Below are 23,639 nucleotides of genomic sequence, written 5' to 3'. Positions count from 1 at the left end.
GCGGAGCCGCCGGTTGAGCAAGGACTACGAGGGGACGACGGCCAGCAGCGAGGCGTTCGTCAAGCTGGCGATGATCCACCTCATGGCCCGACGGCTGGTCAGGAAACTCACTTTCTAGACTCCCTGTCAGGCCGAGGAAGGCGCGGGCGGACCGGGAGGCGAGGCGATCGGGGTCGGGGATCTCTCGCTCCGGGTCGTAGGTGGCGGTCAGGAAGTTGGTGGCGGGGCGGTCGGTCCAGAGCCCGTCACTGGCGATCAGGTCGCGAACGATCCCGTCGAAGGGGCGGTTCTCGAGGATCTGGTCGCTCAGCCAGGAGCGGAACCGCCGGCGCCGGAAGACAATGAACGGCCCGGCCTCGGTGCCGACGAACGCCCGGGTGAACCGCTCGGCGAGGTAGTCGGCCGACCGGCGGTCTTCCAGCAGCAGGTCGACCCACTCGGCGACCCGGCGGTCCGGGGGACGGGCCTCGAAGGCCCGGATCTCCTCGAGCGAGGGGATCGAGCCGGTCAGGGCGAGCGACAGCCGTCTCATGATCGCCAGGTCGTCGGCCCGGGGAGCGGGGAGGATGCCCTCGCGTTCCCAACGGCCCCGGAAGGAGACGTCGACGGCCTTGACGACGTCGGCGGGGGCGGAGCGGCCAAGGTCGGTACGGTCCTCGGGCCAGGAGCCGGGGGACATCGGCGGCAGCAGGACCGCACCGAGGCCGAGGGCAATCACGAGGACGAGGCCGAGGAACGGGAGATCCCTGGCGAGTCGCATCGGCGGCCTGCTCCCTTGGAATCGATCGGGGGAGGCGAAGGTCCCAGGACTCCTCCCGGGCGGCGTCTTTTCCTGAATACAGGGGTACGGACGGGGAGGTTTCAGATGACCATGGAAATTTGTCCGATCGCCGCTCGGGAGGGATCCCAGGGCCGGCCCGACGGGTCAGCGGGCTCCCTCGGCGAAGAGCTCGTCGCGGAGGCCGGTTCGCAGCTTGAACTCCTTGACGGCGCAGTAGACGACCGGAACGACGAGCATGGTCATCACCTCGATGAGCATCCCGCCGAAGCTGGGGATGGCCATGGGGACCATGATGTCCGAGCCCCGGCCGGTGGAGGTGAGCACGGGGATCAGGGCGAGGATGGTGGTCGCCGTGGTCATCAGGCACGGGCGAACGCGACGGAGGCCGGCCTCGAGGGTGGCGGCCCGGGCGTCCTCGACGGTGTCGATCCGGGCGGCGCCGAAGCTCTGGTCGAGGTAGGTGGCGATGACCACCCCATCGTCCGAGGCGATCCCGAACAGGGCGAGGAAGCCGACCCAGATGGCGACGCTAAGGTTGATCGTGTGAACCTGGAATAGGTTACGCATGTTGATTCCAAACACATCAAAATTAAGGAACCAGTCCTGCCCGTAGGCCCAGATCATCAGGAAGCCGCCGGCCCAGGCGACGACGATGCCGGAGAAGACGAGCAGGGTGGTGGGCACCTGTTTGAACTGGAAGTACAGGATCAGGAAGATCAGGAAGAGCGCCAACGGCAGGACGACGGACAGCGTCCGCTGGGCCCGGATCTGGTTCTCGTAGCTGCCGGAAAAGCGATAGCTGACCCCGGCGGGAAGGACGAGTTCGCCCGAATCGATCTTCTCCGCCAGCAGGCGCTGACAGTCCTCGACGACGTCGACCTCGGCATGGCCGGGCTTCTTATCGAGCAGGACATAAGCGACCAAAAACGTGTCCTCGCTCTTGATGGCCTGGGGGCCCCGGACGTAGCGGATCTCGGCGAGCTGCTCCAGGGGGATCTGGGTGCCGTCGGGGGCGGGGACGAGGATGCGGCCAAGCGTCTCGATCTGGTCGCGCAGTTCGCGGAGGTATCGGACGCGCACCGGGTAGCGCTCGCGGCCCTCGACGGTCGTGGTGATGCGCTTCCCGCCGATCGCGACCTCGATGACGTCCTGAACCTGCCGGATCATCAGGCCGTACCGGGCGATCGCCTCGCGGTCGATGTCGATCTCCAGGTAGGGCTTCCCCACGACCCGATCGGCGATGACGGCGGAGGGCTCGACGCTGGGAACCTGCTTGAGCAGCCCTTCCAGCTCCAGTGCCAGGCGCTCGATCGTCTCCAGGTCGGGCCCGTAGACCTTCAGCCCCATCGGGGCGCGCATGCCGGTCTGGAGCATGACGAGCCGCGTCTCGATAGGCTGGAGCTTCGGCGCGGAGGTGGAGCCGGGGATGGTGCCGGCCTCGACGATGGCGTCCCAGATGTCGTCGGGGCTGCGGATCTCGTCTCGCCACTGGCGGAAGGGGCGGCCGGAGGGGTCGGGGATGAGCTGGCCGCGCTCGTCCCGAACGAATTCTCCGGTATTTTCATCGTAACGAAAGTTGATGCGGTGGCCGGACTCGTCAGTGATGTACTCGGGCTTGTACGAGACGATCGTCTCGATCATGGAGATGGGGGCCGGGTCGAGCGGGCTTTCGACGCGGCCGATCTTGCCGACGACCAGGTCGACCTCAGGGATGGCGTTGATCGCCGTGTCCTGGAGCTGGAGCACGTCCATAGCCTCGCCGATCGAGGCGTGGGGCATGGTGGTGGGCATCCAGAGGAATGAGCCCTCGTCGAGCCGGGGCATGAACTCGCGGCCGAGGCCGGGGAAGGTGTGGCGGAGCGTCACCCAGGGCCTCGAGAGGCGGACCCCCTCGGCGTCGCCTCCGGCCCGAGCGACGGCCCAGGGGACAACGGCGAAGACGCGATCGAACCCGAGCCAGGCCGAGGCGCCGAGCAGGACGACGGCCGTGGGTAACGAGAGGAACAGCACCTTGTGATCAAGGCACCAGCGCAGGAGCGGCCGGTAGATCACCGTCTGGAAGAGCACGAATCCTCCGAGCAGGCCGCCGACGAGCGCGGACACGAAGGCAAGGTTGCGGAGGAAGCCACGATCCACCCCGAGGGGCTCCCAGTGCCGCGTCAGGACCACGCCGACCGCGGCCACGGCCGCCGCGTTGGCCGCGTAGACAGCGAGTCGGCGCGCCCGGGCCGGCAGGATCGGCTCGGCCAGCCGGTAGGTGCCCAGCGCGGCGAGGATCGCCCCGGCCCACCAGAAGAACTCGGCGCCGACCACCGCCCCAGCGGCGATCAACCCGATGGCGAACAACATCCGCGGCTTCCGGGAGCCGACCCGACCGGTGAACAGGAGATGAGCGGCGGGGGGGATGATCGTCAGGGCCACGATCACCGAGGCGATCAGGGCGAACGTCTTCGTGAAGGCCAGCGGACGAAACAGCTTCCCCTCGGCGCCGATCATGGTGAAGACGGGCAAAAAGCTGATCACGGTCGTCGACACGGCCGTGAGCACGGCGGAGGCAACCTCGCTGGAGGCACGGAAGATCACCTCGATGCGGGGCTCCTCGGGGTCGGCCTCGTCAAGGTATTTGAGGATGTTTTCGCAGATGATGATGCCCATGTCCACCATCGTGCCGATGGCGATGGCGATGCCGGACAGCGCGACCACGTTGGCGTCGACGCCGAACGTTTTCATGGCGATGAAGCACATGAGCACAGCCAGGGGCAACAGCACACTGATGAGGAACGAACTGCGCAGGTGCATGACCATGACGATCACGACGATGATCGTGACGAGGATCTCCTCGACGAGCGCCGTGTTCAGGGTGCCGAGCGTCTCGTGGATCAGGCCGGTGCGGTCATAAAAGGGGACGACGGTCACCTGGCTGGTGGTCGCCCAGTCGGGCCAGTCGTCTCGGGGGTGGGAGCGGAGCCAGGAGAGCCAGGCGTCCTCGTCGGGGCCGGCGCCATCGAAGGCGCGGAAGCCGTGGGCCTTGGCGAAGGCCTCGACCTCGTCTCGGCCGACCCGATCGAAGTCGATGTCGACGGTGGTGGGCAGGCCGGGGGCGATCTCGGCGATCTTGGCCTTGACGTTCCGGATGGCCTCGAGCGGGTTGAAGCCGTAGCGGACGACAGCCACGCCGCCGACGGCCTCGGCCCCGGCCTTGTCCAGGGCGCCGCGGCGGAGGGCGGGGCCCAGGGTCACGGTGGCCACGTCCTTCACGCGGACGGGGACGTTCTCCGACTGGGCGATGACCGACTCCTCGATATCCTGGACCGTTTCCAGGAAGCCGAGGCCTCGGATGACATACTCGACCTTGTTGACCTCGATCGTTCGGGCGCCGACGTCGACGTTCGACATCCGAACGGCGTTGAAGATCTGATCGAGCGTGACGCCAAAGGCGCGCATGGCGTCCGGGTCGACGTCGATCTGGTACTCCTGGACGAAGCCGCCGATCGAGGCGACCTCGCTGATCCCCTCGGCCGACTGCAGCGCATAGCGGACGTACCAGTCCTGCACCGTGCGCAGCTCGTTGGGGCCCCAGCCGCCGGCGGGGTTGCCGTCGGGGTCCCGGCCTTCGAGGGTGTACCAGAAGATCTGGCCGAGGGCGGTGGCGTCGGGGCCAAGGGCCGGCTGGACCCCCTCGGGCAGGGTGCCGGCGGGGAGGCTGTTGAGCTTCTCCAGGACCCGGGATCGGGACCAGTAAAACTCAATGTCCTCGTTAAAGACAATGTAGATCGATGAGAAGCCGAAGAACGAGTAGCTGCGGATCGTCTTGACGCCGGGAATGCCCAGCAGGTTGACCGTCAGCGGGTAGGTGATCTGGTCCTCGACATCCTGCGGCGATCGGCCCATCCACTCGGTGAAGACGATCTGCTGGTTCTCGCCGATGTCGGGGATGGCGTCGGTGGGGACGGGGTCGCGGGGGAGGGGGCCAAGGTCCCAGTCGAAGGGAGCGACCATCGCCCCCCAGACCGCCACGGCGACGACGACCAGGGCGACGACCAGCTTGTTCTCCAGGCAGAAGCGGATGATCCGGTCGAGGATCGAGGCTCGGGAGGCCGGCCCGGGAGGGACGGAAGGGCGGGGGTCACTCATGGGCGGGGCCCTCCTCGGGGGAGGCCGGGGAGTTGCCGAGGGCGAGGGGCTCAACCTGGTCGACGCAGCGGAGCATCGTGGCGCCGAAGTAGGGGTTGCGGGGCTGCTCGCCGGCCTGGAGCCAGGCGGCGCCTCGGCCGTCGAAGGCCATCGGGCAGTGCATGCGGTAGAACTCGCCGCCGGGGTCGAAGGCGAAGGCCTCGAGGATGACCGGCATCTCCTCGGAGAGCAGGGCGAAGCCGGCTCGCAGGGGCTCGATCCCCTCGGCCGAGGCCATGCGGGAGGCGGCCGCCAGGAGGTTGGGCCGCTCGCGCTCCCAGACCGCGAGGGCCTCGTCGTCGAGGCCGGAGGGGTCGACGGCGGAGATCGCCGTCTCGATCGAGCCGGAGGAGGCACGAGCGGCCTCCAGGTCGTCGGAGGCCAGGGCGCCCTGGGCCTCGAGGTAGGCCTCCCAGAGGTGGGCAAGCTGCTCCTGGAAGGCGTCGGGGAGCTCGACGAGACGGCGGGCGGCCGGTTCGTCGGGGGGGGGAGCCCAGAGTTTCGAGAGATCGGTGGCGCAGGTCAGCATCGCAGCGCCGAAGTAGGGATTGCGCACCTGGTCATCGGCCTGAAGCCAGGCGGCGCCGAGGTTGTCGAACGCCATCGGGCAGAAGAGCTGGTAGACCGGGCCGGCCGACTCGGGAAGGCCGAAGGCGGTGATGACGACCGGCATGGCCTCGGACCAGGCCCCGAAGCCGGCGCGGAGGTGTTCGAGATCGGAGGCGGCCGCCATCGACTCCAGCGCGTCGGCGATCTCGGGGAGGGCGGCCATCCAGGTCTGGTGGGCCTCGCCGTCGAGCAGGGACATCTCGACATCCTTCAGGGCCTGCTCGGCCGAGGCGACAGCGGATCGGGCGGCGTCCGGGTCGTCGGAGGCCAGGGCGCCCTGGGCCTCGAGGTAGGCCTCCCAGAGGTGGGCAAGCTGCTCCCGGAAGGCGTCAGGGGCATCGAACGGGCCGGAGGCGATGAGGGAGGCGGGAGTGTCGGAGAGGCCGAAGCGGCCGGCGAGGAGGGCCGAGTCGGACGTGAGGCGGTCGACGGCGTCCCGGATGCGGGGGTCGCTGAGAGCCCATCGGCCGTCGACGGCATCATTCCGGAGCCTCATGGCCAGCTCCTTCCAGAGCATGGCGGCGTGCCCGTCGAGCTTGGTGGCGTCGACGGCGTCGACGGCCTGCTCGACGGTCCGCAACGCGGAGCGGATGGCTTCTCGGTCGCCGGACTCGGCCGCCTCGGCGACCTTCGCGGCGGCCGAGCGGACGCGGGAGAGCTGGGAAGCGACCGAGGGGGGGATCGGCGGTGCGGCGTCCTCAGGGGCCTCGGCCCCTTTGCCGGAAGGGGGGCCGCCACCGTGCCGGTGTTCGGCGCCTCCCGCCATCCCGCCGTCGGGGTTCATCATGCTGGGCTTGGCGGCGATTTGAAGGGCGCTGTCAAGCTTGAAGTTTCCTTGAGTGACGACACGTTCACCTTCTTCCAGACCGGCTCGGACGATGTAGAAGTCGCCGGCTCGAGGGCCGAGGACGATCTCTCGGCCCTCGTAAGTGGGGGTCTCGGCGTCGGGACGTTCGACGTAGACGACGGCTCGAGTGCCGGTCTTGAGCACGGCGGAGGCGGGCACGACGAGCGGCTCGGCCGACTCGGCGGCGGCGGCGGAGACGTAGCCGAGCGACTCGGTGCGGACCAGGGGCATGCCGCAGATGTCGCAGTCGCCGGCGGTCTCCTTCACCACGCCGGGGTGCATCCGACAAATCCACTTGCCGACCAGCCCCGCGTCCATGACTCGGCCGGCCGTGGCGACCTGGGCGCGCACGACCGCTCGGACAAACATATCAGGCTTCAGCTTGCCGGTGGGGTTGGGCACATTGACGCGGACCTTCACCGTGCGGGTCCGAGCGTTGAGCACCGGGTCGATGAAGGCAATGGTGCCGGTGAAGACCTCGCCAGGGTAGGCCTCGGTGGTGAACTCGACCTCCTGGCCGTAGCGGAGCCAGGGCAGGTCCGACTCGTAGGCGTCCAGCTTCACCCAGAGTTCGGAGAGATCGGAGATGGTGTAGATGCGCGTTCCGGTGTCGACGTACATGCCTTCCTGGGCATTCTTGTCGATGACGATGCCGGACATCGGGGCATAGATGGTCAGATGGTCCGACGGCTCCTCGCTCGCCTCGATCTCGGCGATCTGCCCCTCGGTCAGGCCCCAGAGACGGAGTTTCTCCCGGGCGGATTCGAGCAGGCGATCGGCTCCGAGAATGCCGGGCGAGGTCCGACGCTGCTGGGTGGCCTGGCGGGCCCGGATCAGCTCGGCCTGGGCGCTGTAGAGCTCGGGGCTGTAAATGGAGACCATGTGGTCCCCCTCCTGCACCTCGACCCCGGTGTAATCGACGAAGAGCCGGTCGAGCCGGCCGGCAACCCAGGCGGTGATGTAGCCGAGGCGGGTCTCGTCGTAGTCGACCTTGCCGACCATGCGGACGGTGGCTGTGACGTATCGGCGCTCGACGGGGGCGACCTTCAGGTCGAGCAGCTCTCGGGCCTCTCGGCTGATGGAAACCGCTCGGAGTCCCTCGGCCTGATCGCCGGCGGAGGAGGCGGCGGGGATGAGGTCCATGCCGCAGATGGGGCAGTCGCCCGGGTTGGGCTGCCGGATCTGAGGGTGCATGGAGCAGGTCCAGACGGTTGCTCCGTCAGCCCCGGAGGACGAGATGCTGGGCCCCTCGGTGTCGGGGCCGCCTCCCTCGGGCGCCAGGAGCGACCGGCCGAGGCCGATCCCCAGGCCGAGGGCGCCCAGCACGGCGACGGTCGTCCCCAGGCCTCCCATGATCCGAGAGGCCCGCCCGCGCGGTCGCGGCTCGGGGAGGGGCGCCGTGGGGCGTTCGGCGTTCGGGACGTGATCAGGCATGGGGCACCTCCGGCACGCCCGGAGCGGGCGTCAGATCGTTCGATCGGGGTGGATCGTGAGCCGATCTCGATGGGCTGATGCGATTCGACCGGTCGCGGCCCCCCTGGCCCGGCCCGAGATGCCCCTGCCACCGCAAGCGGGGGAGCGGGCCGGAGTCAGGTGACGCCCCGACGAGGGCGAACCGCTCGAAGGAAAGAACCGGACGAACCCGTCGAGGACGACGACCAATCCCCGAGGCCCGGGAGCCGAGGCCGGGGAGTTCATCCCGCCAGGGAGCGGACGACGTCTCGACGAGGATCGGGGGATGGTCTGCTTCGGATGCTGGTTCGATCAATACGAACGCCAGCGGGCGGCCGGGAACCCCGGGCTGCCGCCGCCGATCGGCCCGACCGGGCCGACACGAGTCCCCCCGAGCGGGGCTCAAACACACATCGGGAGGGTCGCGCGGCCCGGCCGGACCGATCGGCGGCGGGGAGGCCCCGGCCGACGGAGGAGGAGCAGGTCAGCCGTTCGGGCCGTGGTCGTGCTCGTCGTGCTCGACGGGCTCGGGAGCCTTGCCGGGATCGGCGCCGAGGTAGGTGTCGACGTCAGCCTTGACGGCGGGGATGCAGCCGGCGCAGCAGACGAAGACGGACCGGCCGGCGCGGGCCAGCTTGATCGGGCCTCCCATGCTGTCGAGGCTCTCACCGCTGATCGGGCAGGTTCCCTGAGCGGCCACCGCCTCGACATCGGCCTTGGTGGCGCCGGAGGCGGTGAGGACCGCGGAGAAGGAGCGGTCGGGCGCTTCTTCGACCTTGGGCAGGCAGCCCCGGCAGCAGAGGTAGAGCCGATCGGAGTCGCCCCGGGTGACCCGGATCGGGCCGCCCATGGCCTTGAGGTCCGCTCCGCTGACCGGGCAGGTCTCCTGGGCGAAGACGGCAAGGCGGTCCTCCTCGGTGGCCTCGACCGCGATGATGGGGGCGGGGCTGGCGATCACGAGGGGGAGGGTGAACTGGGCCGTCGTCTCGGCGGGGTCGGGGAGCTTCCAGACCTGGAGCGTGACTCGGGTCCCTTCGGCCGGCAGGGCGGCGAGGTCCGCCTCGGCGGCCAGGGCATCGGGGGGACCCTCCGGAGCGGTCGCGACCGGCCGGAGCTCGATGGGGGCCGAGTACTGCGAGGCTCCCGGCAGCAGAACGTAGGCCCGGCCCTTCAGTCCGGCCACCGCGCCGGGGGCCAGGTCGTCGCCAACGGGATAGACGCGGAGGCCGCCGGGCTCGAAGACGACCTCGAAGCGGTGGCGCTCGGTCTGGGCGAGTGTCCCGCCGTGCTGAGGGGCAACGCCGTTCTCCGGGAGCCCGGCGAGGGCCGGCGAGGGACGCAGCGCGAGGGAGAGCGCGGCGGATGCCACCACCGCCACGAAGCGGAGAATCGTGCGAGATGCCATGATCGAATGTGCTCCTGAACAAAGAGAACGAATCCGATGACGTCGATCGATCGGTCGGCCTCGGGGGTCGAGGTCCGATCGGACGGTGAGCCTGGCGCGATCGTCCCGGATCGGGACGGATGCGCAGGAGGGATGTCGGCCCGGGGAGGGGCGTCCTCGAGGCTGGTCGGACGCGGCCGCTCCGGAAGGAGGGCGCGGAGGGGCCCCGGTCGATCGGATTTAGTTCAGGAGGTGGAGCGTGCGCAGGTAGATCGGCACGCGAGGAGGCCCGGTGGCGACGGAGGGGACCGGGCGGGTTGGATCGGAGTCGAGGAGGTCGGGGGGGAGGATCGCGGAGAGCGAGGAGAAGGACGCCGAGGAAGGGCGCCCCTCGGATCTCCTCGATTCCTGGCGAGAGGCGGGAGCTGCCGGCCCGTTGGACGGGCAGACGCACGACCGGCAGGAGGAGGACGGGGAACGCAGCGGGGCCGGAGCGTGATCGAGGGCTTCGGGATCGCCGAACGTCACGCGATCGACGACGGCCGATGGCTCGGGGGAGCAGCAGCAGCACCCCCCCGAGGAGTCTCCCATCGGGCAGGAGGCCCCGGGCTCGGGAATCGCTGTCGAGCAGGCCGAGGCGGCACCGGCCGCGCAGGTCATCCCGATGATCGCGACCAGGGCGATCAGGAAGGGACGACGGCGATCGGAGCGGGGACGGGTTGGCATCGGCACTCGAACCGGGACAGGGCGAGGGAAACTCGAATCCAAGTTACCCCCCGGGAGGGGATTAGGCAACCCGGAGTTGAGGGCGAGGACACCCGAACACCCGAGGAGGGCGGGGCATCCTCGCGACTTCCCTTCTACGAGATCGGCGGCCGGGAGGTTCGTCGCCAGGCGAATTCCCGACGGGCCGGCGATGGCGGCGCGATCAGGGGGAGTCGGGAGGGGTCGGTTGCGGGGGATCGTGCGAGCCGGTCAGGAGAGGAGCGCCGGGATGACGTTGCCCGCGACGTCGGTCAGTCGGCGCTCAATGCCGTTATGATAATACGTCAACGCCTCGTGGTCGAGCCCGAGGGCGTGCAGGACCGTCGCATGCAGGTCGTGAACGGTGAGGACGTCCTGCTCGGCCTTGAAGCCGAAGGGGTCGGTGGCGCCGAAGCTGGTGCCGGCGCGGACTCCAGCCCCGGCGAGCCAGCAGGTGAAGCCGAACGGATTGTGGTCTCGGCCGTAGGTGCCGAGCTGGAACATGGGCATGCGGCCGAACTCGGTGCAGAAGAGGACGAGCGTGGAGTCGAGCAGGCCTCGGCGCTTCAGGTCGCGGAGCAGGCCGGCGACGGGGCGGTCGAGGACGGCGGCGTGCTCCTCGTATTGCTCCTTGAGCTGGCTGTGGCCGTCCCAGTTCAGCCGTCCTCCGGAGGCGTAGGCGCCGTTGAAGAGTTGGACGAAGCGGACGCCGCGCTCCAGGAGGCGGCGGGCGAGAATGCAATTGCGCGCGAAGCCGGAGCGGACGGGGTCGGGGTGGTCGGCGCCATAGAGCCGGAGGACGTGCTCGGGCTCGGCGTCGATGGCGGCGGCCTCGGGAACGGAGAGCTGCATCCGGGCGGCCAGCTCGTAGCCGGCGACCCGGGCGGCGAGGGACTGGTCGCCGGGGTGATGCTCGGCGTGCCTCGCGTTCAGGGAGCGGAGGGCATCGAGGGCGTCAGCGTCGGCCTCCGCCGACACGCCGGCAGGGCGGGAGAGGTGGCGGATGGGCTTCGACGAGCTGAACGGTGTCCCCTGGAAGGCGGCCGGTAGAAAGCCGTTGGCCCAGTTGTTTGGGCCCGACTGGGGCATGCCTCGGGGGTCCTCGATGGCGACGAAGGCGGGGAGGTCGCGATTCTCACTGCCGAGGGCGTAGGTGATCCACGCCCCCATGGCGGGGAAGCCCTCGGTCGTGAAGCCGGTGGACATCACGTTCTCACCGGGGCCGTGGGTGTTCGACTTGGTGGTGAGCGAGTGGACGAAGCAGAGCTCGTCGGCGAGCTCGCCGAGGTGGGGCAGCAGGTCGGAGGTCATCTTGCCGCACTGGCCGCGCGGGCGGAAGGGCCAGAGCGGTGCCTTCAGATTGCCATTCTCGCCCTGGAAGGAGACGAGCCGCTCGTTGCCAGGCATGGGGCGGCCGTCGAATCGAATTAATTCTGGCTTGTAATCGAATGTGTCGACATGACTGAGGGCCCCGGCGCAGAAGATGACAAGGACGTTCGTCGCCCTCGGCTCGAAGTGCGGCGGGCGAGGGGCGTGGGGACGGGCGGGGTCGATCACGGGGCGTCGGGGGCCGTCGGCGGCGAGCAGGCGGTCCTCGGCCAGCAGCGCGGCGGCGGCGATGGAGCTGAGGCCGTCGAAGGTGCGAGCGAGGAAGGCGCGGCGGTCCAGCAGGCGGAGCCCGCTCGTCGAGGGTCGGGGCTCGGGCATGGCGACACTCCGAGGGGCGGGGGCGCGAAGTCGTTCGCGTCAATCAGGGGATCAACACGAATTCGTTTGTATTCAGCAGAACGCGGCACGCTTGCTCCAGGCCGTGCTCGAGGGCGAGAGCGGCGAGGGAATCGGCCTCGTCGTCGGTGGGGGGACGTCCGAGGGCGAGGCGGACGGCTCGGTCGATTTGATCGGCGAGTTCGGCGCCGGCCTCATCCCGGACGCGATCGGCGAATCGGGACGACTGGTGGAGGGCGAACGGGCTGTTCCACAGGCCGAGGGCCTGGATGGGGGTGATGGACTGGGAGCGTTTCGGGGTCATCTGGCCGGCGTCGGGGCAGTCGAAGGCGCCGAAGACGTCGACCGATTGCATGCGGATCTTGGTGGCGTAGATCATGCGTCGCCAGCCATCGGGCCCGAAGCGCTCGACGGGGATGTAGTCGGAGAGGCCCCCCTTCTGGTTGAAGAAGTCGAAACCAGGCCCTTCCATCTGGTCGTTCAGGGAACCGCTGACGCGAAGGATCGCGTCTCGGATCGCCTCGGCCTCCAGGCGGCGGGGGGGGAAGCGCCAGAGGAGCCGGGAATCGGCATCGACGGCGATTGCGTCGGTCCGGGGAGTGCTCGCCTGTCGATACGTGGCCGAGGTGACGATGAGCCGATGCAGGCGCTTGACGGACCAGCCTCCCCGAACGAACTCGGCGGCGAGCCAGTCGAGCAGCTCGGGATGACTGGGGGGCTGGCCCATGCGACCGAAGTCGGACGGGGTGGAGACGAGTCCGGTGCCGAAGTGGGACTGCCAGACGCGGTTGACCATGACCCGGGCGGTGAGCGGGTGGGAGGGGTCGGTCAGGTGTCGGGCGAGGGCGGCTCGGCGCTCGGGGTCGGGGGCGTCGGGCGGCAGGTCGAGCGAGCCGAGGATGTCGGGAGCGTCGGGGGGGACGGGATCGAGACGCTGCATCGGGTCGCCGCGGCGGAGGAGATAGGTCGGTTCGGGGCTGCCGAATAGGCCTGAGAAGACCTGGGGGCCCGCGGCGAGTCGGGAACGCTCGCCGTCGAGGCGACGGATCTCGGCCAGGAGGGAGACGAGGCCGGCAACCTCCTCGGGCTCGACACGGGAGAGCGTCACGGCGTCGGCGGCTCGGCGATCTTCCTCGTGGAGGAGGCGGTCTCGGGAGTTGGAAACCGCGAGCCAGGAGCCGTCGGGGAGGAGGACTTCGACCTCATAATCGGTGGGGAATCCGTCGTAGCCCCGTCGCCAGGCGATGCGGTCGATGCGAGTCGGCTCGGCCAGGTCGACCCGGGCCCAGGCCGGGCCCGCCTGGGCCACGATCCAGGGGAAGGCACCCTCCTCTAAGGTCTTGCCGTCGATGAGGTTGTCTGGGTGCCTGGTCTGGTTCTCCAGGGCGAAGCTGGAGGCGGAGGCTCGGCCTCCTCGAGAGGAGAGGGCGACATTGACCGGCTCCGGGTCGGCGGACCAGACCTCCAACTCGTCGAGCGAGGCGCGGCCGTTGTTGTGCGTCGCAAGGATGGTGATGCGGACGGCGGTGGCCTCGATGGGGTCGAAGCAGTCTTCCTGGTAGCTCGGCGAGAGGGGAGGGCGGAGGCCCAGGGAGAGGCGCCGTTCCTCCAATTGATCGCGGAGGGACTGAATCGTGCCGGCCATCTCGGCGGCCTGGGAGGCCCAGCGGTCGTCCTCGGGGCCTCGGAGGCGGCGGTCGCCGTAGCGGAGGCCGGAGAAGACGGCCTGGAAGGCGTAGTAGTCGCGCTGGGAGATCGGGTCGAACTTGTGACTGTGGCAGCGGGCGCAGCCGATCGTCAGGCCCAGGAACGCCTCTCCGACGGTGCGGACCGTCTCGTCCAGCTCGTCCTGGCGGGCCTGGCGCATCGACTCCTCGTCCTTGCCGATCTGCCCCGGCAAGTTGGCCGGGCCGGAAACGAGCAATCCGGTCGCGGCATCGTCAGACACCAAATCGCCGGCGAGCTGATGGAAGAGGAAGCGATCGTAGGGCAAATCGTCGTTGATGGCTCGGATGACCCAGTCGCGGTACGGCCAGGAGTTCGGGCGGGGGGAGTTCGTCTCGAAGCCCCAGGTTTCGGCCCAGCGGATGACGTCGAGCCAGTGCTGCGCCTGGCGCTCGCCGTAGTGGGGACTGGCGAGGAGACGGTCAACGAGCCGCTCGAAAGCGTCGGGGCGGTCGTCGTCGAGGAAGGCGTCGACCTCCTCGGGGGTCGGTGGCAGGCCGATCAGGTCGAGGCAGACGCGGCGGATGAGCGTGCGACGATCCGCCTCCGGAGAGGGGGAGAGCCCCTCGGCCTCCAGGCGACGGAGGATGAAGCGGTCGATCGGGGAGCGGGCGAGATCCCGGTGGTCCACCTCCGGCGGCGGGGGTTCCCGGATGGGGAGGAAGGACCAGTGCGGCTCCTCCTCCCGGGCGGAGCTGGCCTCCTCGTCGGGAGAGCCGGGCCAGGGCAGGCCAAGCTCGATCCAGCGCTCCAGGGCGGCGATCTCGTCGGGAGGCAGCTTGCCGTTTGGGGGCATTTGCACATACGAGTCGTAGCGGATCGCCTCGACGATCAGGCTCGCCTCGGGGTCGCCGGGCTCGGCGGCGGGGCCGGAGTCTCCTCCCGAGAGCAGCGCCGCCCGGGAAGAAAGGGAGAGGCCCGCCTCGGGAGCGTCGCTGTCGTGGCAGGACTGGCAGCGCTCGGCGAGGATCGGACGGATGGTCGCCTCGAAGAAGGCATCCGGAGCGGAATCCTCGGCCCGGGAGGCGGCGGGCAGGAGCATCAGACCGATCACGACGGGCCGGAGGGTCGTTCGAGGGCGTCTCATCGGGGCAGCTCGATCGTTCGGGTGGCCGTCGTCGGGGGGATCTCGGCGCGCCGGATCGCGAGGAGGTCCCTGTCGAGCATAACGGACAGGGCTGTTGCACAAAAGTCGTACATTTCGGATGCGGAGAATCGTCGGACGGGGGAAGGTGAGCGGGAGGCCGATCAGCGGAAGACGCGACGATTGGGCGAGAATCGGGAAAGGGCCTCGGGGTCGAGTTCGATGCCCAGCCCCGGCGAGGAGGGAATCTCGAGGTGGCCTCGGTCGTCGAGGCGGAAGGGCCGGGCGGTGATCGCGTCGATGTAGGCGCACGGCGTGAGGTATTCGACGTAACGGGCGACGGGCAGCGCCGCGGAGAATTGCAGGTCGGCGGCGAGGCCAACCGCGGTGTTCCAGCCGTGGGGAACGACCTGGATGTTGTGTTCGCTCGCCAGCCAGGCGATGCGGCGAGACTCGGTGAGGCCGCCGTTCTTGGTGCAGTCCGGCTGGAGGATGTCGACGGCGCGGCGTTCGATCCAGGGAAGGAACGACTGGCGACGGGTGAGCACCTCCCCACCGGCGATGGGGACCGGGGAGACTCGGGTGAGGGCGACGTAGCCGTCAAGGTCGTCGGGGGGCAGGGGTTCCTCGAACCAGACGATGTTGAAGTCGGCGAGCATCTCGGCGGTGTTCCTCGCCCAGTTGACGCCGTGGGGCCAGAACTGCTCGCTGCCGCCGGCGTCGACCATGAGCTCGACGTCGTCCCCCACTTCCTGACGCGCCGAGCGGACGATCAGCTCGTCGAACTTGCGGTCGCGGCGGCCGAAGGGACGCCAGCCGAGCTTGATGGCGCGGAAGCCGCGCTCGACGACGCTTGCCAGGGTACGGCGGAGGGGATCGGGCTCGTCGAAGAGGATGGAGCCGTAGGGCTTGATCGACCGACGATAGTCTCCCCCAAGCAGCCGGGAGACAGGCTGGCCGCAGGCCTTGCCCATGAGGTCCCAGAGGGCCAGGTCGATGCCGCTGATGGCGTGCTCGACGGCGCCCCCTCGGCCTTGCCAGAAGGTGGACTGGCGGAGCGTCTCGGAGACGCGCTCCGGCTCGACGGACGACGCCCCCTTGAGCATTGGCCAGAGCAACTCGATCGCCCCGGCGACGAGCGATCCCGAGGTGAAGCAACTGCCGAAGCCCTCTCGGCCGTCGTCGGTGCGGAGGATGAGCAGCGTATGCAGGTTCTCCTGCGGCTCATGCCCCTGCGGCCAGCCGCCATCGACGGTCGCCCCGGTCAGGGGGCGGATCTCCAGCTCCACGATCGACACGTCGGTCCCCTTTCCGAGCCGGGTGATTGCCCCTTGCTGGTCTACCTTCGTTGGACTTATGCGATGAATTGCATCGCATAAAGACTCGCATCCTTGAGCGAGAAGCGTAGCCGCACCGGACGGCCGGCCAGGGCGCTCACGTCTTCGCCGCCGGCCCAGGACGCGGCGCGGTCGATCTCGTTGCCGATCGTCTCCACGGCGTCGGCCAGGGAGAAGCCGGGGATGGGGCGGCCGTCGGGCTCCTGGATCTCGACCCGGATGGCTCCGGCGGCCGAGGTCTCGAAGTTGAGCGAGAGGCGGCGGCCGGAGAAGGTGATCGGATGAGTGATCAGCTCACCGCCACCGTACCCGGCTCGAACGCGGGCGAAGCCGTCGAGGCGGAGGGAATAGCGGCGGAGGTGGGAGGTCGGCTGGCCGTAGTTCTGGTTGGCGTAGAAGGACATCTCGTGAGGGCCGGTCTGCACCACGTTCAGCGCCGGGTAGTTCGTGCGAGACACCCAGTTCTCGGGACCGATGCCGGGAACGAGGAAGCCTTCCATGAAGGTGCGGTCATAGGACGATCCGCCCCGGGAGGAGAGCAGGACGGCGTCGGAGCAGTCGCCGAAGTAGGACGGATCGACGCCGATGGCCTCGGCCTGCTCGGGAGAGATGACGCGGCGGCCCGGCATGAACCGGGCGGCGATGGCGATGTAGAGGTGCGGGGCGCGAACGTAGGGGCTGGTCTGGTTGGTGTAGAGGTGTTCGAGCGGAGCGCCGCCGAAGGTCATGCGCTCGGGTTCGGACCAGTGGAGGAAGTCGTCGGAGGAGGTGCGGGCGACCTGCCGGTAGCCATCCGCGAAGATGCGGAAGTAGCAGAGGAACTTCCCCTCGTGCTCGGACCAGAAGGGGACGTTCTGGGAGTCGAACGCCCCGGCGGTGATGGCGGGGCCGTCGTCGAGGCGTCGCCAGCGGTAGCCGTCGGCGGAGGCGAAGGCGCAGAGGCCGGTCTGCCTCGTGCCGGCGAGGGCCTTGTAGCGCTCGTCGGCGGGGACGCCGGGCCGGGGGTCGATCATCGGGCAGAAGTTGTGCGAGAACGGGGGCATGTCGGCGAGGACGACGTTGTTCGCTCGGGTGCCGTCGACCTCGAACAGGCCCAGCTCCGGCTTCTCCCAGCGGAGGCCGTCGGGAGACTCGGCGGTGCAGGTCACCTCGACGGCGCTGCCGTCGGCGCCGGCCTGGGGAAGGCCCCGGTAGTAGAGGCGATAGCGGTCTCCGTCCTTGAGTACGGTGGCGTAGCCGCAGAAGGCACCCTCCCAGGGACGATCGAAGGGGAGGGCGATCCCCTCGTCCCTCGGACGCTCCAGGTCGAGGGAGACGCCGCCATCGAGGCGATCGATGAGAAACCGGTCAACGAACAGCTCTCGGCGCGAGCCGATCGTGATCGGCCCTTCGTCCGACGTCGGGAGGACCGTTGCCCCGGCCCCGGCCTTGGCGAGGGACGGGAGCAGCAGGGGAGTGGCGGCGAGGCCGCTCGCGGCCTGGAGCCATCGTCGGCGGTGCATGGCGGGACCTTCTTCTGTCCGGTGATCGCTCCGGAAGGCTCGGCGAGGGGCCGACTCCGGGGGAGGGCGGGGCTCGATGGGCTCAGGATACGACCCGACGGGGGCGACCGGAACCCCCGAGCGGGCGCCTCGTCGCTCGCCCCGCTCCATCGAGATTGGCAAGTCGAGCGTGGAGGGAAAACCCTTGACGTTCGAGGCTCGCCTATCGCCGCGGCCGGGCGGTGGGGGAATGCGACTGATCGGCGCCCGAGCCGGATTTCACCCCAACTTCTCGTGCCCTCGGGGGCCGAGGGGCGTAGGATGGCCGCTCCGGGACGGCCGGGAGGCTGCCGCCCCGAACCAGCATGCCGGGAGGTCCCATGATCGCATTACTTTCGATGGCCCTCTGTCTGCCCGCTCAGCGCGAGGACCGGGCCGACGACATTCGAGTGATGAGCTTCAACATCCGCTACGGATCCGCCAGCGACGGCGAGAACTCCTGGGACCATCGCAAGGAGTTCCTGATCGATTCGATCCGGGCCGTCGACCCGGACATCCTCGGCACTCAGGAGACGCTCGCCTTCCAGCGCGACGACCTTCTCCGGGGGCTCCCCGGATACGAGGTCCTCGCCGCCGGCCGCGATGACGGTGCCGAGGCCGGCGAGATGATGGCCCTCTTCTACAAGGCCGACCGCTTCGAGCGGCTCCGAGGCGGCCATTTCTGGCTGAGCGAGACGCCGGAAACCGCCGGCAGCACGAGCTGGGATAGCTCGCTGCCCCGAATGGTGACCTGGGTCGAGCTGCGCGACTTGACGTCGCCGGACTCCCGGCCGATCGCCGTCTTCAACACGCACTTCGATCACCGGGGGCGGGTCGCCCGGGTCGAGTCGGCCCGCCTGATCCGATCGAAGATCGCCGAGCTCGCCTCGGGGGCCCTCGTGGTGGTGACCGGCGACTTCAACGCGGCGGAAGGGAGCGAGCCGTACCGGGCGTTGTTCGATGGCGACGCGCCGGACCCGCAACTGATCGACACCTACCGGGCCGTCCATCCGGAGCGGTCGGCCGGCGAGGGGACCTTCTCGGGCTTCCGGGCCGAGGACGTGGACGGCCCGAGGATCGACTGGATCGCCGCCTCCCCGGGCTGGGAGGTCCGGTCGGCAACGATCGAGCGGCCCGATCGGGACGGCCGGACGCCCTCCGATCACTTCGCGGTGACGGCGGTCTTGCGGCCGGTTGATTGATCGAGCCAGAACGCGACGACGCCCCGGGTCGCGGGTACGACCCGGGGCGCCGAGCCCGGGGACCGATCAGAGATCACCCCGGGAGAAGCCGTTCATGACCTCGGGGGCCGAGGCGTCGAAGCCGACGACGTCGAGCATGCCGGCGTCGTCCGGGTCGGCGATGGTGAACCCGTTGGACACCATGCCCACGACGATCAGGCGGGCGGGGATGCCGGTTGCCCGGCGGTACTCCCGAAGCGCCTGAACCGGGTGGATCGCGCCGGCCCAGGTCTCGCTGTCGGTCAGGACGACGAAGGTGTCAACCGGCCAGCCCTTCCGCATCGCCTCGACCATCGGCAGCGAGCAGTCCGTCCCGCCGAACGGGAGGCCCTCCGCGCGCCGGACCACATCGGCCAGGCGCTCGCGATTGCCGATGGGGAACGGCTCGAACTTCGACTGGAAGGCCATCACGCGGCACTCCGGCTCGGTGCGCACCATGACCATCGCCAGCGCGGCGGAGGCCTCCCGGGGAGTGAGCGGCGAGCCGGCGACCCGGCCGAAGCCCATCGACCCGGAGACATCCAGCCCGATCAACGTCCGCTTGTTCGCTGGCGAGACGCTGCCGAAGGCCAGCAGGAAGGCGTTGTCCAGGGCCTCTCCGATCGACTTCACCGGCTCCCACGACAGGCCGCCCTTCAGGCCGGCGCCCCGGGCGTAGGTGCTCGAGGCGATCAGGACCGCCAGCGGGTGCAGGCGGGCCTTGCGCAGCTGGTCGCCGTCCGCCAGCCGGGCCCGGACCGTCCGGGTCGCGATCGAGCCGGGGGTCAGCAGGCCGATGCTGGTCATCTTGGCGAGGTTGCGGACCATCGCGGTCATCGGCATCGCCTCGAGCAGCGCCTCCCAGACCTCGGGGTCGTTGAGGTGCTCGGTGGGGATGCACTCGCGCGGCAGCCCGTCCTCTCGGATCAGGCGGATGACGGTTGCCCGGTCGGCGGTGCGTGCCTCGTCGGTCGCGGCCAGCAGCCGGGGCAGGTGCTCGGAGACGTCCGGGTAGGACGCGGTCGACCCTCCCCGAGCCACCTCGCGCGGTCCGAGCGCTCCGGCGCCGCCAACCACCCAGCGATAAACGGCCTGGCGGGCCGGGTCGCCGGTGGTCGGGTGAGCCAGGCGGAGCAGGTCGCGGTGCGACCAGCCCGATCGGCTGCGGTACTTAGCGACCTGGTAGGCGATCGCGTCGATCGGCTTCCCCTCGTACCACGACGCCACGCCGCGGCGCAGGCCGCGGCCCCAGCCGCGGAGGCCCTGCACGGCCTCGGCGAAGGTGAACAGGTGTGTGCCCGTGCGGCAGACCTTCGGCAGGGCGGCCGAGGCGGCCTCAGTGTGCCCCATCCCGGCGGCGATCGCCAGCGCGAGCACGGCCGGGTCGTTCTTCGGCGCGCGGCCGGACTCGCTCACCTGGACGATCGAGCGGATCGTCCGGACCGGGTCGGCCTCCAGGCAGCGGATGACGGCACCGGCGTTCTCGATCGTCAGGGTCCGCTCGGTCGCGTCGTACGACCCGCCCTCGCTGCCGAGGATCAGAAACCGCTCCAGCCGGGTCCAGTCGTCGACCGGGAATGCGAAGCCTCCCGCCGAGTTTGGCACCTGGACCGAGCCCGGGATCGGCTCGCGCTGCGGAGTCCGCCGGATGTTCACGTGCTTCAGAAACGACCTGACCATCACAACCTCCTTCCGGCGGGCACACATCGGCCAAGGAACCGCGATGACGGCCGGTCGGCCCCCGGGAGGAGGCCGGCCAGACCCGAGCGCGTCGGAGAATCGCGGGACCGTCGTGATTTCCCTCGGCCTCCGGCCCGCCGAGCGGCCCGTGCGGGATTCGAACCCGCTTTTACCAGAGAACCGATCCACGGCGTCCCGGCCCGAGAATCAGGCCGGTCAAGGCGATGCGGATCGGACACGGGCCGTCACATCGAAGGGGAACGGTTCGGCGAACAAGGGGACGCCACAGGGGAGCACTCGTTGTCGAACGATAACCCTGGGGCTCCGGCTCGCCGAGCGGCGGGGGTGGGACTCGAACCCACAACCTCGTCATTACAAGTGATAAGGATCGTCCGATCGGCCCGTCGCCGGGCAAGGAGCCGGTGATCCGTCGCGCTCTACCCGATTGAGCTACCCCGCCATCGGGTTGTACCTCGGCAGACACCGCGATTCGACCGGGGTTCGCCCGACATGTCGGGTTTTTCCAGCCGGGGATCCCTGGCGTGGCACGCCCGACGGCCGGATTCTCAGGAGAGGAAGGAGGACTGTCCTCGGCCCGACCCCGCAGGCGGACACCAACGAACAGGGGGATCGTGCGATGGAAGCGGTGCTCGTCCCGCTGATGGCGCTGGCCGTCGTCTCGCTGGTGGGGCATGCGATCTGGGTGGCGGTCAGCGCCGTGTTCCGCCTCGCCGTCCACGCCTTCGGTGCGGTCGATCGCTGGCAAAGGATTGTAGACACGGTTGATCAAAAATAAAAACAAAAATATTAAGAGAAACGCTATCAATGGTCATGATCGTTCATCTTCTGTCCGCCGGGGCAACCGAGCCGGGAGAGAAATTCCGCCAACCGTCGTGCGAACGCCTCGGGCTGGCAGAGGTTGGTCGGATCAAATGCGTCCGGCACAACCTCCAGCCGGGCTCCAGGGATTCCGAGCGTCGCCCGCTCCATCAGCCGGACGGCCGTCTTCGAGTATTCGCCGACGATCCCGAGCGAGGGGCACCCGATTTCCCCCGCGTGCTTCGCCTCATCGACCAGGCACATCGCCTCGCTCTGGAGCGCGGCCTCTCGGGGTCGGAACCCATCGATTAGGTCCGGGATCGCCGCCATCGCGGCCGGCCATCGGTGATAGAAGAGACGCAACGACGCTCGCAGTACCGGGCGAGGCAGGAAGAAGCCCGGCAGCATCAGGACGGACGAGACGCGGATCAATGCCTCCATGGGCCGGGTCCACCGCAGCTCGGCGAACGTGTCCACCAGCACCAGGCCCCACAACCGGTCGGGATGCCGTCTCGCGAACCGCAGGACCACCGCGCCGCCGTAGGAGACGCCGATCAGCACGACCCGATCCAGGCCCAGCCGATCGAACAGCGCCGCCAGGTCGTCGCACTGGCGGTCGATGACCGTGCCGATCGGGCCGTCGAGCCTCCCCGACCTCCCGTTGCCGCGCAGGTCGAGGCGGATGACGCGATGCGACCCTCGGAACGCCTCCGCCTGGGGAGCGAACATGGCGTGCGAGCCCCCCAGTCCGGGCACGAAGACCAGTGGCGTGCCCCGGCCCTCGTCCTCGAAGAACAGCTCCGTCCCATTAACCGATGCGATCGGCATCGTCGGCCACTCCCCCCTCGACGGATCGGGTCCTCGACGACACGATAGCCCTGCCGGCCGCGTCGTCAACCTTGGCGGGGAGGACCGGCCGCGACCTGCCACCGGCCCTCGAACAAGCCCCCGGAGCGTCCCCATGAGAATCGCCGTCGGCGGCCTGATGCACGAGTCGAACACGTTCTCCGGGTCGAGGACGACGCTCGACGACTTCCGCGCCGGCAGCCTCGCGGACGGGGACGCCCTCGTCCCCATCTGGCGAGACGCCCACCACGAGGTCGGCGGCTTTCTTGAGGGGGCCTCCCGCTTCGGGTTCGAGGCGGTGCCCACGACGATGGCCTGGGCCACGCCGGGGGGCCCGGTCGACGACGCGGTGCTCGATGAGGTGGTGGCCCGCATCGCGTCCGCCCTCCGCCGAGAGCCGGTCGACGGCCTTCTGCTCGCCCTGCACGGCGCGATGGTCACCCCAAACCACCCCGATGCTGACGGCGAGGTCCTGCGTCGCCTTCGAGAAGCGGTCGGCCCGAAGTTTCCGATCGTCGCCTCGCTCGACTTCCACGCGAACGTCTCCCCCGCGATGGCCGAGCACGCCGATGCCCTGGTGGGATACCAGACGTATCCTCATATCGACCAGCGCGAGCGGGGCGTCCTCGCCGCTCGGCTGGCCTCGGCGATCGTCCGGGGGGACCTCCGCCCGAGCACCGCGCTGGTCTCGCCGCCGATGGTCATCAATCTGCTGGGCCAGGAGACCGACCGAGAGCCGATGCGGTCGCTGATGGAGCTGGCCCGATCGCTGGAGGCCCGGCCCGGCATCGCGACGGTCAGCGTGATGGCCGGCTTCCCCTACGCCGACGTCCCCGAGATGGGCCCCTCGATCATCGCCGTCTCCGACGACGACCCCGACCTTGCCCGCGACGTCGCCGCCGAGCTGGGGGAACGGATGTGGTCGATCCGCCGAGCGCTCGACGTCCGCTCTCCGGATGCCGCCGAGGCCGTCCGCCAGGCGATCGCGTCCGATCGCCCCCCTGTCGTGCTCGTCGACCTGGGCGACAACATCGGTGGCGGCACGCCGGGGGACGGCACCGTGCTGCTGGCCGAGCTGATCCGACAGGGGGCCCGGGATGCCATTGTCGTGCTCCACGACCCCGAGGCGGCCGCCCATGCCCGTGCTCTCGGCCCCGGCGGGCGGTTCGAGCGGGCCGTCGGCGGGAGGGGGATCGCCGATCACGGCGGGCCGGTGGCCGTCTCGGGAGAGGTCCGTTCGCTGCACGACGGCACCTGGGTCGAGGACCAGGCCCGCCACGGCGGCCGCCGGCTGAACGACCAGGGCCCGACCGCCGTTGTCGAGCTGCCCGGTCCGATCACCCTGGTGCTGAACACGCTGCGCACGCCCCCCTTCAGCCTGGGGCAGCTCACCAGCCTCGGCCTCGACCCGGCCGCGCAACGCATCCTCGTCGCCAAGGCCGCCGTCGCCTACAAGGCGGCCTACGGGCCGATCGCGGGGGAGATCATCCCGGTTGACACGCCGGGCATCACCGCCATCGACCCCAGGCGGTTCGCCTACCGGCACATCCGGCGGCCAATCTTCCCGATGGATGAGGAGTGATCCCAAAGGTCTCGGAGGGCTGTCGATGTCGATCCGAGGATCGGGGGGCTGGAGTCGACACGGCCCCGGCCCCCCGATCCTCGGAGCGACGATCCGCCATCCAGGAAAGCC

Annotated in this window: 13 protein-coding genes, 1 tRNA gene and 2 pseudogenes; 4 read left to right on the top strand and 12 right to left on the bottom strand. The window is 69.6% G+C overall.

Annotation, left to right across the window (positions count from 1 at the left end; translation table 11 throughout):
• A pseudogene (locus tag TsocGM_RS27210) lies at positions 1 to 118 on the top strand (IS5/IS1182 family transposase); the annotation flags it as partial.
• A 66-nt stretch (positions 119 to 184) separates the two neighbouring features.
• Here TsocGM_RS27210 and TsocGM_RS19890 read toward each other — a convergent pair.
• From TsocGM_RS19890 to TsocGM_RS19850, 9 genes and pseudogenes are all read right to left on the bottom strand, one after another.
• Positions 185 to 679: pseudogene (locus tag TsocGM_RS19890) on the bottom strand (DUF1549 domain-containing protein); the annotation flags it as partial.
• Positions 680 to 925: 246 nt separating this feature from the next.
• Entirely contained in the window at positions 926 to 4,915 is a 3,990-nt protein-coding gene (locus TsocGM_RS19885; protein ID WP_126727214.1) for an efflux RND transporter permease subunit, read from the bottom strand.
• Positions 4,908 to 7,844, bottom strand: a complete 2,937-nt coding sequence (locus tag TsocGM_RS19880) for an efflux RND transporter periplasmic adaptor subunit (protein WP_126727213.1) — start codon at positions 7,842 to 7,844, stop codon at positions 4,908 to 4,910. The genes TsocGM_RS19885 and TsocGM_RS19880 overlap by 8 nt, the downstream gene beginning before the upstream one ends.
• 502 nt (positions 7,845 to 8,346) lie before the next feature.
• On the bottom strand, positions 8,347 to 9,267 hold the full coding sequence (locus TsocGM_RS19875; RefSeq protein WP_126727212.1) for a hypothetical protein: 921 nt from the start codon (positions 9,265 to 9,267) through the stop codon (positions 8,347 to 8,349).
• Positions 9,268 to 9,486: 219 nt separating this feature from the next.
• Positions 9,487 to 9,972 carry a hypothetical protein gene (locus tag TsocGM_RS19870; RefSeq protein ID WP_126727211.1) on the bottom strand — a complete coding sequence of 162 codons (486 nt, stop codon included), beginning with the start codon at positions 9,970 to 9,972 and terminating at the stop codon, positions 9,487 to 9,489.
• 249 nt (positions 9,973 to 10,221) lie between these two features.
• A complete protein-coding gene (locus TsocGM_RS19865; protein ID WP_126727210.1) occupies positions 10,222 to 11,697 on the bottom strand; it encodes a DUF1501 domain-containing protein in 1,476 nt (491 codons plus the stop codon).
• A gap of 43 nt (positions 11,698 to 11,740) precedes the next feature.
• Positions 11,741 to 14,527 carry a DUF1553 domain-containing protein gene (locus TsocGM_RS19860; protein ID WP_126727209.1) on the bottom strand — a complete coding sequence of 929 codons (2,787 nt, stop codon included), beginning with the start codon at positions 14,525 to 14,527 and terminating at the stop codon, positions 11,741 to 11,743.
• 161 nt (positions 14,528 to 14,688) lie between these two features.
• Positions 14,689 to 15,822 (bottom strand): mandelate racemase/muconate lactonizing enzyme family protein, encoded by a 1,134-nt coding sequence (locus tag TsocGM_RS19855; RefSeq protein ID WP_126727208.1) that lies wholly within the window; start codon positions 15,820 to 15,822, stop codon positions 14,689 to 14,691.
• Between the two features lie 56 nt (positions 15,823 to 15,878).
• Entirely contained in the window at positions 15,879 to 17,363 is a 1,485-nt protein-coding gene (locus TsocGM_RS19850; protein ID WP_199756844.1) for a hypothetical protein, read from the bottom strand.
• Positions 17,364 to 17,722: 359 nt separating this feature from the next.
• Between TsocGM_RS19850 and TsocGM_RS19845 the strand changes: the two genes are divergently transcribed.
• The gene (locus tag TsocGM_RS19845) at positions 17,723 to 18,583 is read left to right on the top strand and encodes an endonuclease/exonuclease/phosphatase family protein (protein WP_126727207.1); all 861 of its coding nucleotides are present in this window, start codon (positions 17,723 to 17,725) and stop codon (positions 18,581 to 18,583) included.
• A 66-nt stretch (positions 18,584 to 18,649) separates the two neighbouring features.
• Here TsocGM_RS19845 and TsocGM_RS19840 read toward each other — a convergent pair whose 3' ends face one another.
• Entirely contained in the window at positions 18,650 to 20,281 is a 1,632-nt protein-coding gene (locus tag TsocGM_RS19840) for a TROVE domain-containing protein (RefSeq protein WP_126727206.1), read from the bottom strand.
• Positions 20,282 to 20,618: 337 nt separating this feature from the next.
• A tRNA-OTHER gene (locus TsocGM_RS26185) sits at positions 20,619 to 20,741 on the bottom strand.
• Positions 20,742 to 20,918: 177 nt separating this feature from the next.
• Between TsocGM_RS26185 and TsocGM_RS26180 the strand changes: the two genes are divergently transcribed.
• Positions 20,919 to 21,077, top strand: a complete 159-nt coding sequence (locus TsocGM_RS26180; RefSeq protein WP_158633645.1) for a hypothetical protein — start codon at positions 20,919 to 20,921, stop codon at positions 21,075 to 21,077.
• Between the two features lie 26 nt (positions 21,078 to 21,103).
• Here TsocGM_RS26180 and TsocGM_RS19835 read toward each other — a convergent pair whose 3' ends face one another.
• On the bottom strand, positions 21,104 to 21,928 hold the full coding sequence (locus tag TsocGM_RS19835; protein WP_158633644.1) for an alpha/beta fold hydrolase: 825 nt from the start codon (positions 21,926 to 21,928) through the stop codon (positions 21,104 to 21,106).
• Positions 21,929 to 22,061: 133 nt separating this feature from the next.
• Here TsocGM_RS19835 and TsocGM_RS19830 point away from each other — a divergent pair, with 133 nt between their 5' ends.
• On the top strand, positions 22,062 to 23,528 hold the full coding sequence (locus tag TsocGM_RS19830; RefSeq protein WP_126727204.1) for a M81 family metallopeptidase: 1,467 nt from the start codon (positions 22,062 to 22,064) through the stop codon (positions 23,526 to 23,528).
• Positions 23,529 to 23,639: the final 111 nt, after the last annotated feature.

It is taken from the genome of Tautonia sociabilis (assembly GCF_003977685.1).
GTDB classification, from domain to species: domain Bacteria; phylum Planctomycetota; class Planctomycetia; order Isosphaerales; family Isosphaeraceae; genus Tautonia; species Tautonia sociabilis.
The sequence above is the reverse complement of the archived record's forward strand: the minus strand, read 5'-3'. Positions and strand labels throughout refer to the sequence as shown.

What these genes read in the sequence shown, in the direction of transcription:
- TsocGM_RS19835 (WP_158633644.1), bottom strand. Translation starts at nt 21,928, where the DNA reads ATGCCGATCGCATCGGTTAATGGGACGGAGCTGTTCTTCGAGGACGAG.
- TsocGM_RS19840 (WP_126727206.1), bottom strand. Translation starts at nt 20,281, where the DNA reads ATGGTCAGGTCGTTTCTGAAGCACGTGAACATCCGGCGGACTCCGCAG.
- TsocGM_RS19875 (WP_126727212.1), bottom strand. Translation starts at nt 9,267, where the DNA reads ATGGCATCTCGCACGATTCTCCGCTTCGTGGCGGTGGTGGCATCCGCC.
- TsocGM_RS19880 (WP_126727213.1), bottom strand. Translation starts at nt 7,844, where the DNA reads ATGCCTGATCACGTCCCGAACGCCGAACGCCCCACGGCGCCCCTCCCC.
- TsocGM_RS19850 (WP_199756844.1), bottom strand. Translation starts at nt 17,363, where the DNA reads ATGCACCGCCGACGATGGCTCCAGGCCGCGAGCGGCCTCGCCGCCACT.
- TsocGM_RS19885 (WP_126727214.1), bottom strand. Translation starts at nt 4,915, where the DNA reads ATGAGTGACCCCCGCCCTTCCGTCCCTCCCGGGCCGGCCTCCCGAGCC.
- TsocGM_RS19860 (WP_126727209.1), bottom strand. Translation starts at nt 14,527, where the DNA reads ATGAGACGCCCTCGAACGACCCTCCGGCCCGTCGTGATCGGTCTGATG.
- TsocGM_RS19845 (WP_126727207.1), top strand. Translation starts at nt 17,723, where the DNA reads ATGATCGCATTACTTTCGATGGCCCTCTGTCTGCCCGCTCAGCGCGAG.
- TsocGM_RS19830 (WP_126727204.1), top strand. Translation starts at nt 22,062, where the DNA reads ATGAGAATCGCCGTCGGCGGCCTGATGCACGAGTCGAACACGTTCTCC.
- TsocGM_RS19870 (WP_126727211.1), bottom strand. Translation starts at nt 9,972, where the DNA reads ATGCCAACCCGTCCCCGCTCCGATCGCCGTCGTCCCTTCCTGATCGCC.
- TsocGM_RS19865 (WP_126727210.1), bottom strand. Translation starts at nt 11,697, where the DNA reads ATGCCCGAGCCCCGACCCTCGACGAGCGGGCTCCGCCTGCTGGACCGC.
- TsocGM_RS26180 (WP_158633645.1), top strand. Translation starts at nt 20,919, where the DNA reads ATGGAAGCGGTGCTCGTCCCGCTGATGGCGCTGGCCGTCGTCTCGCTG.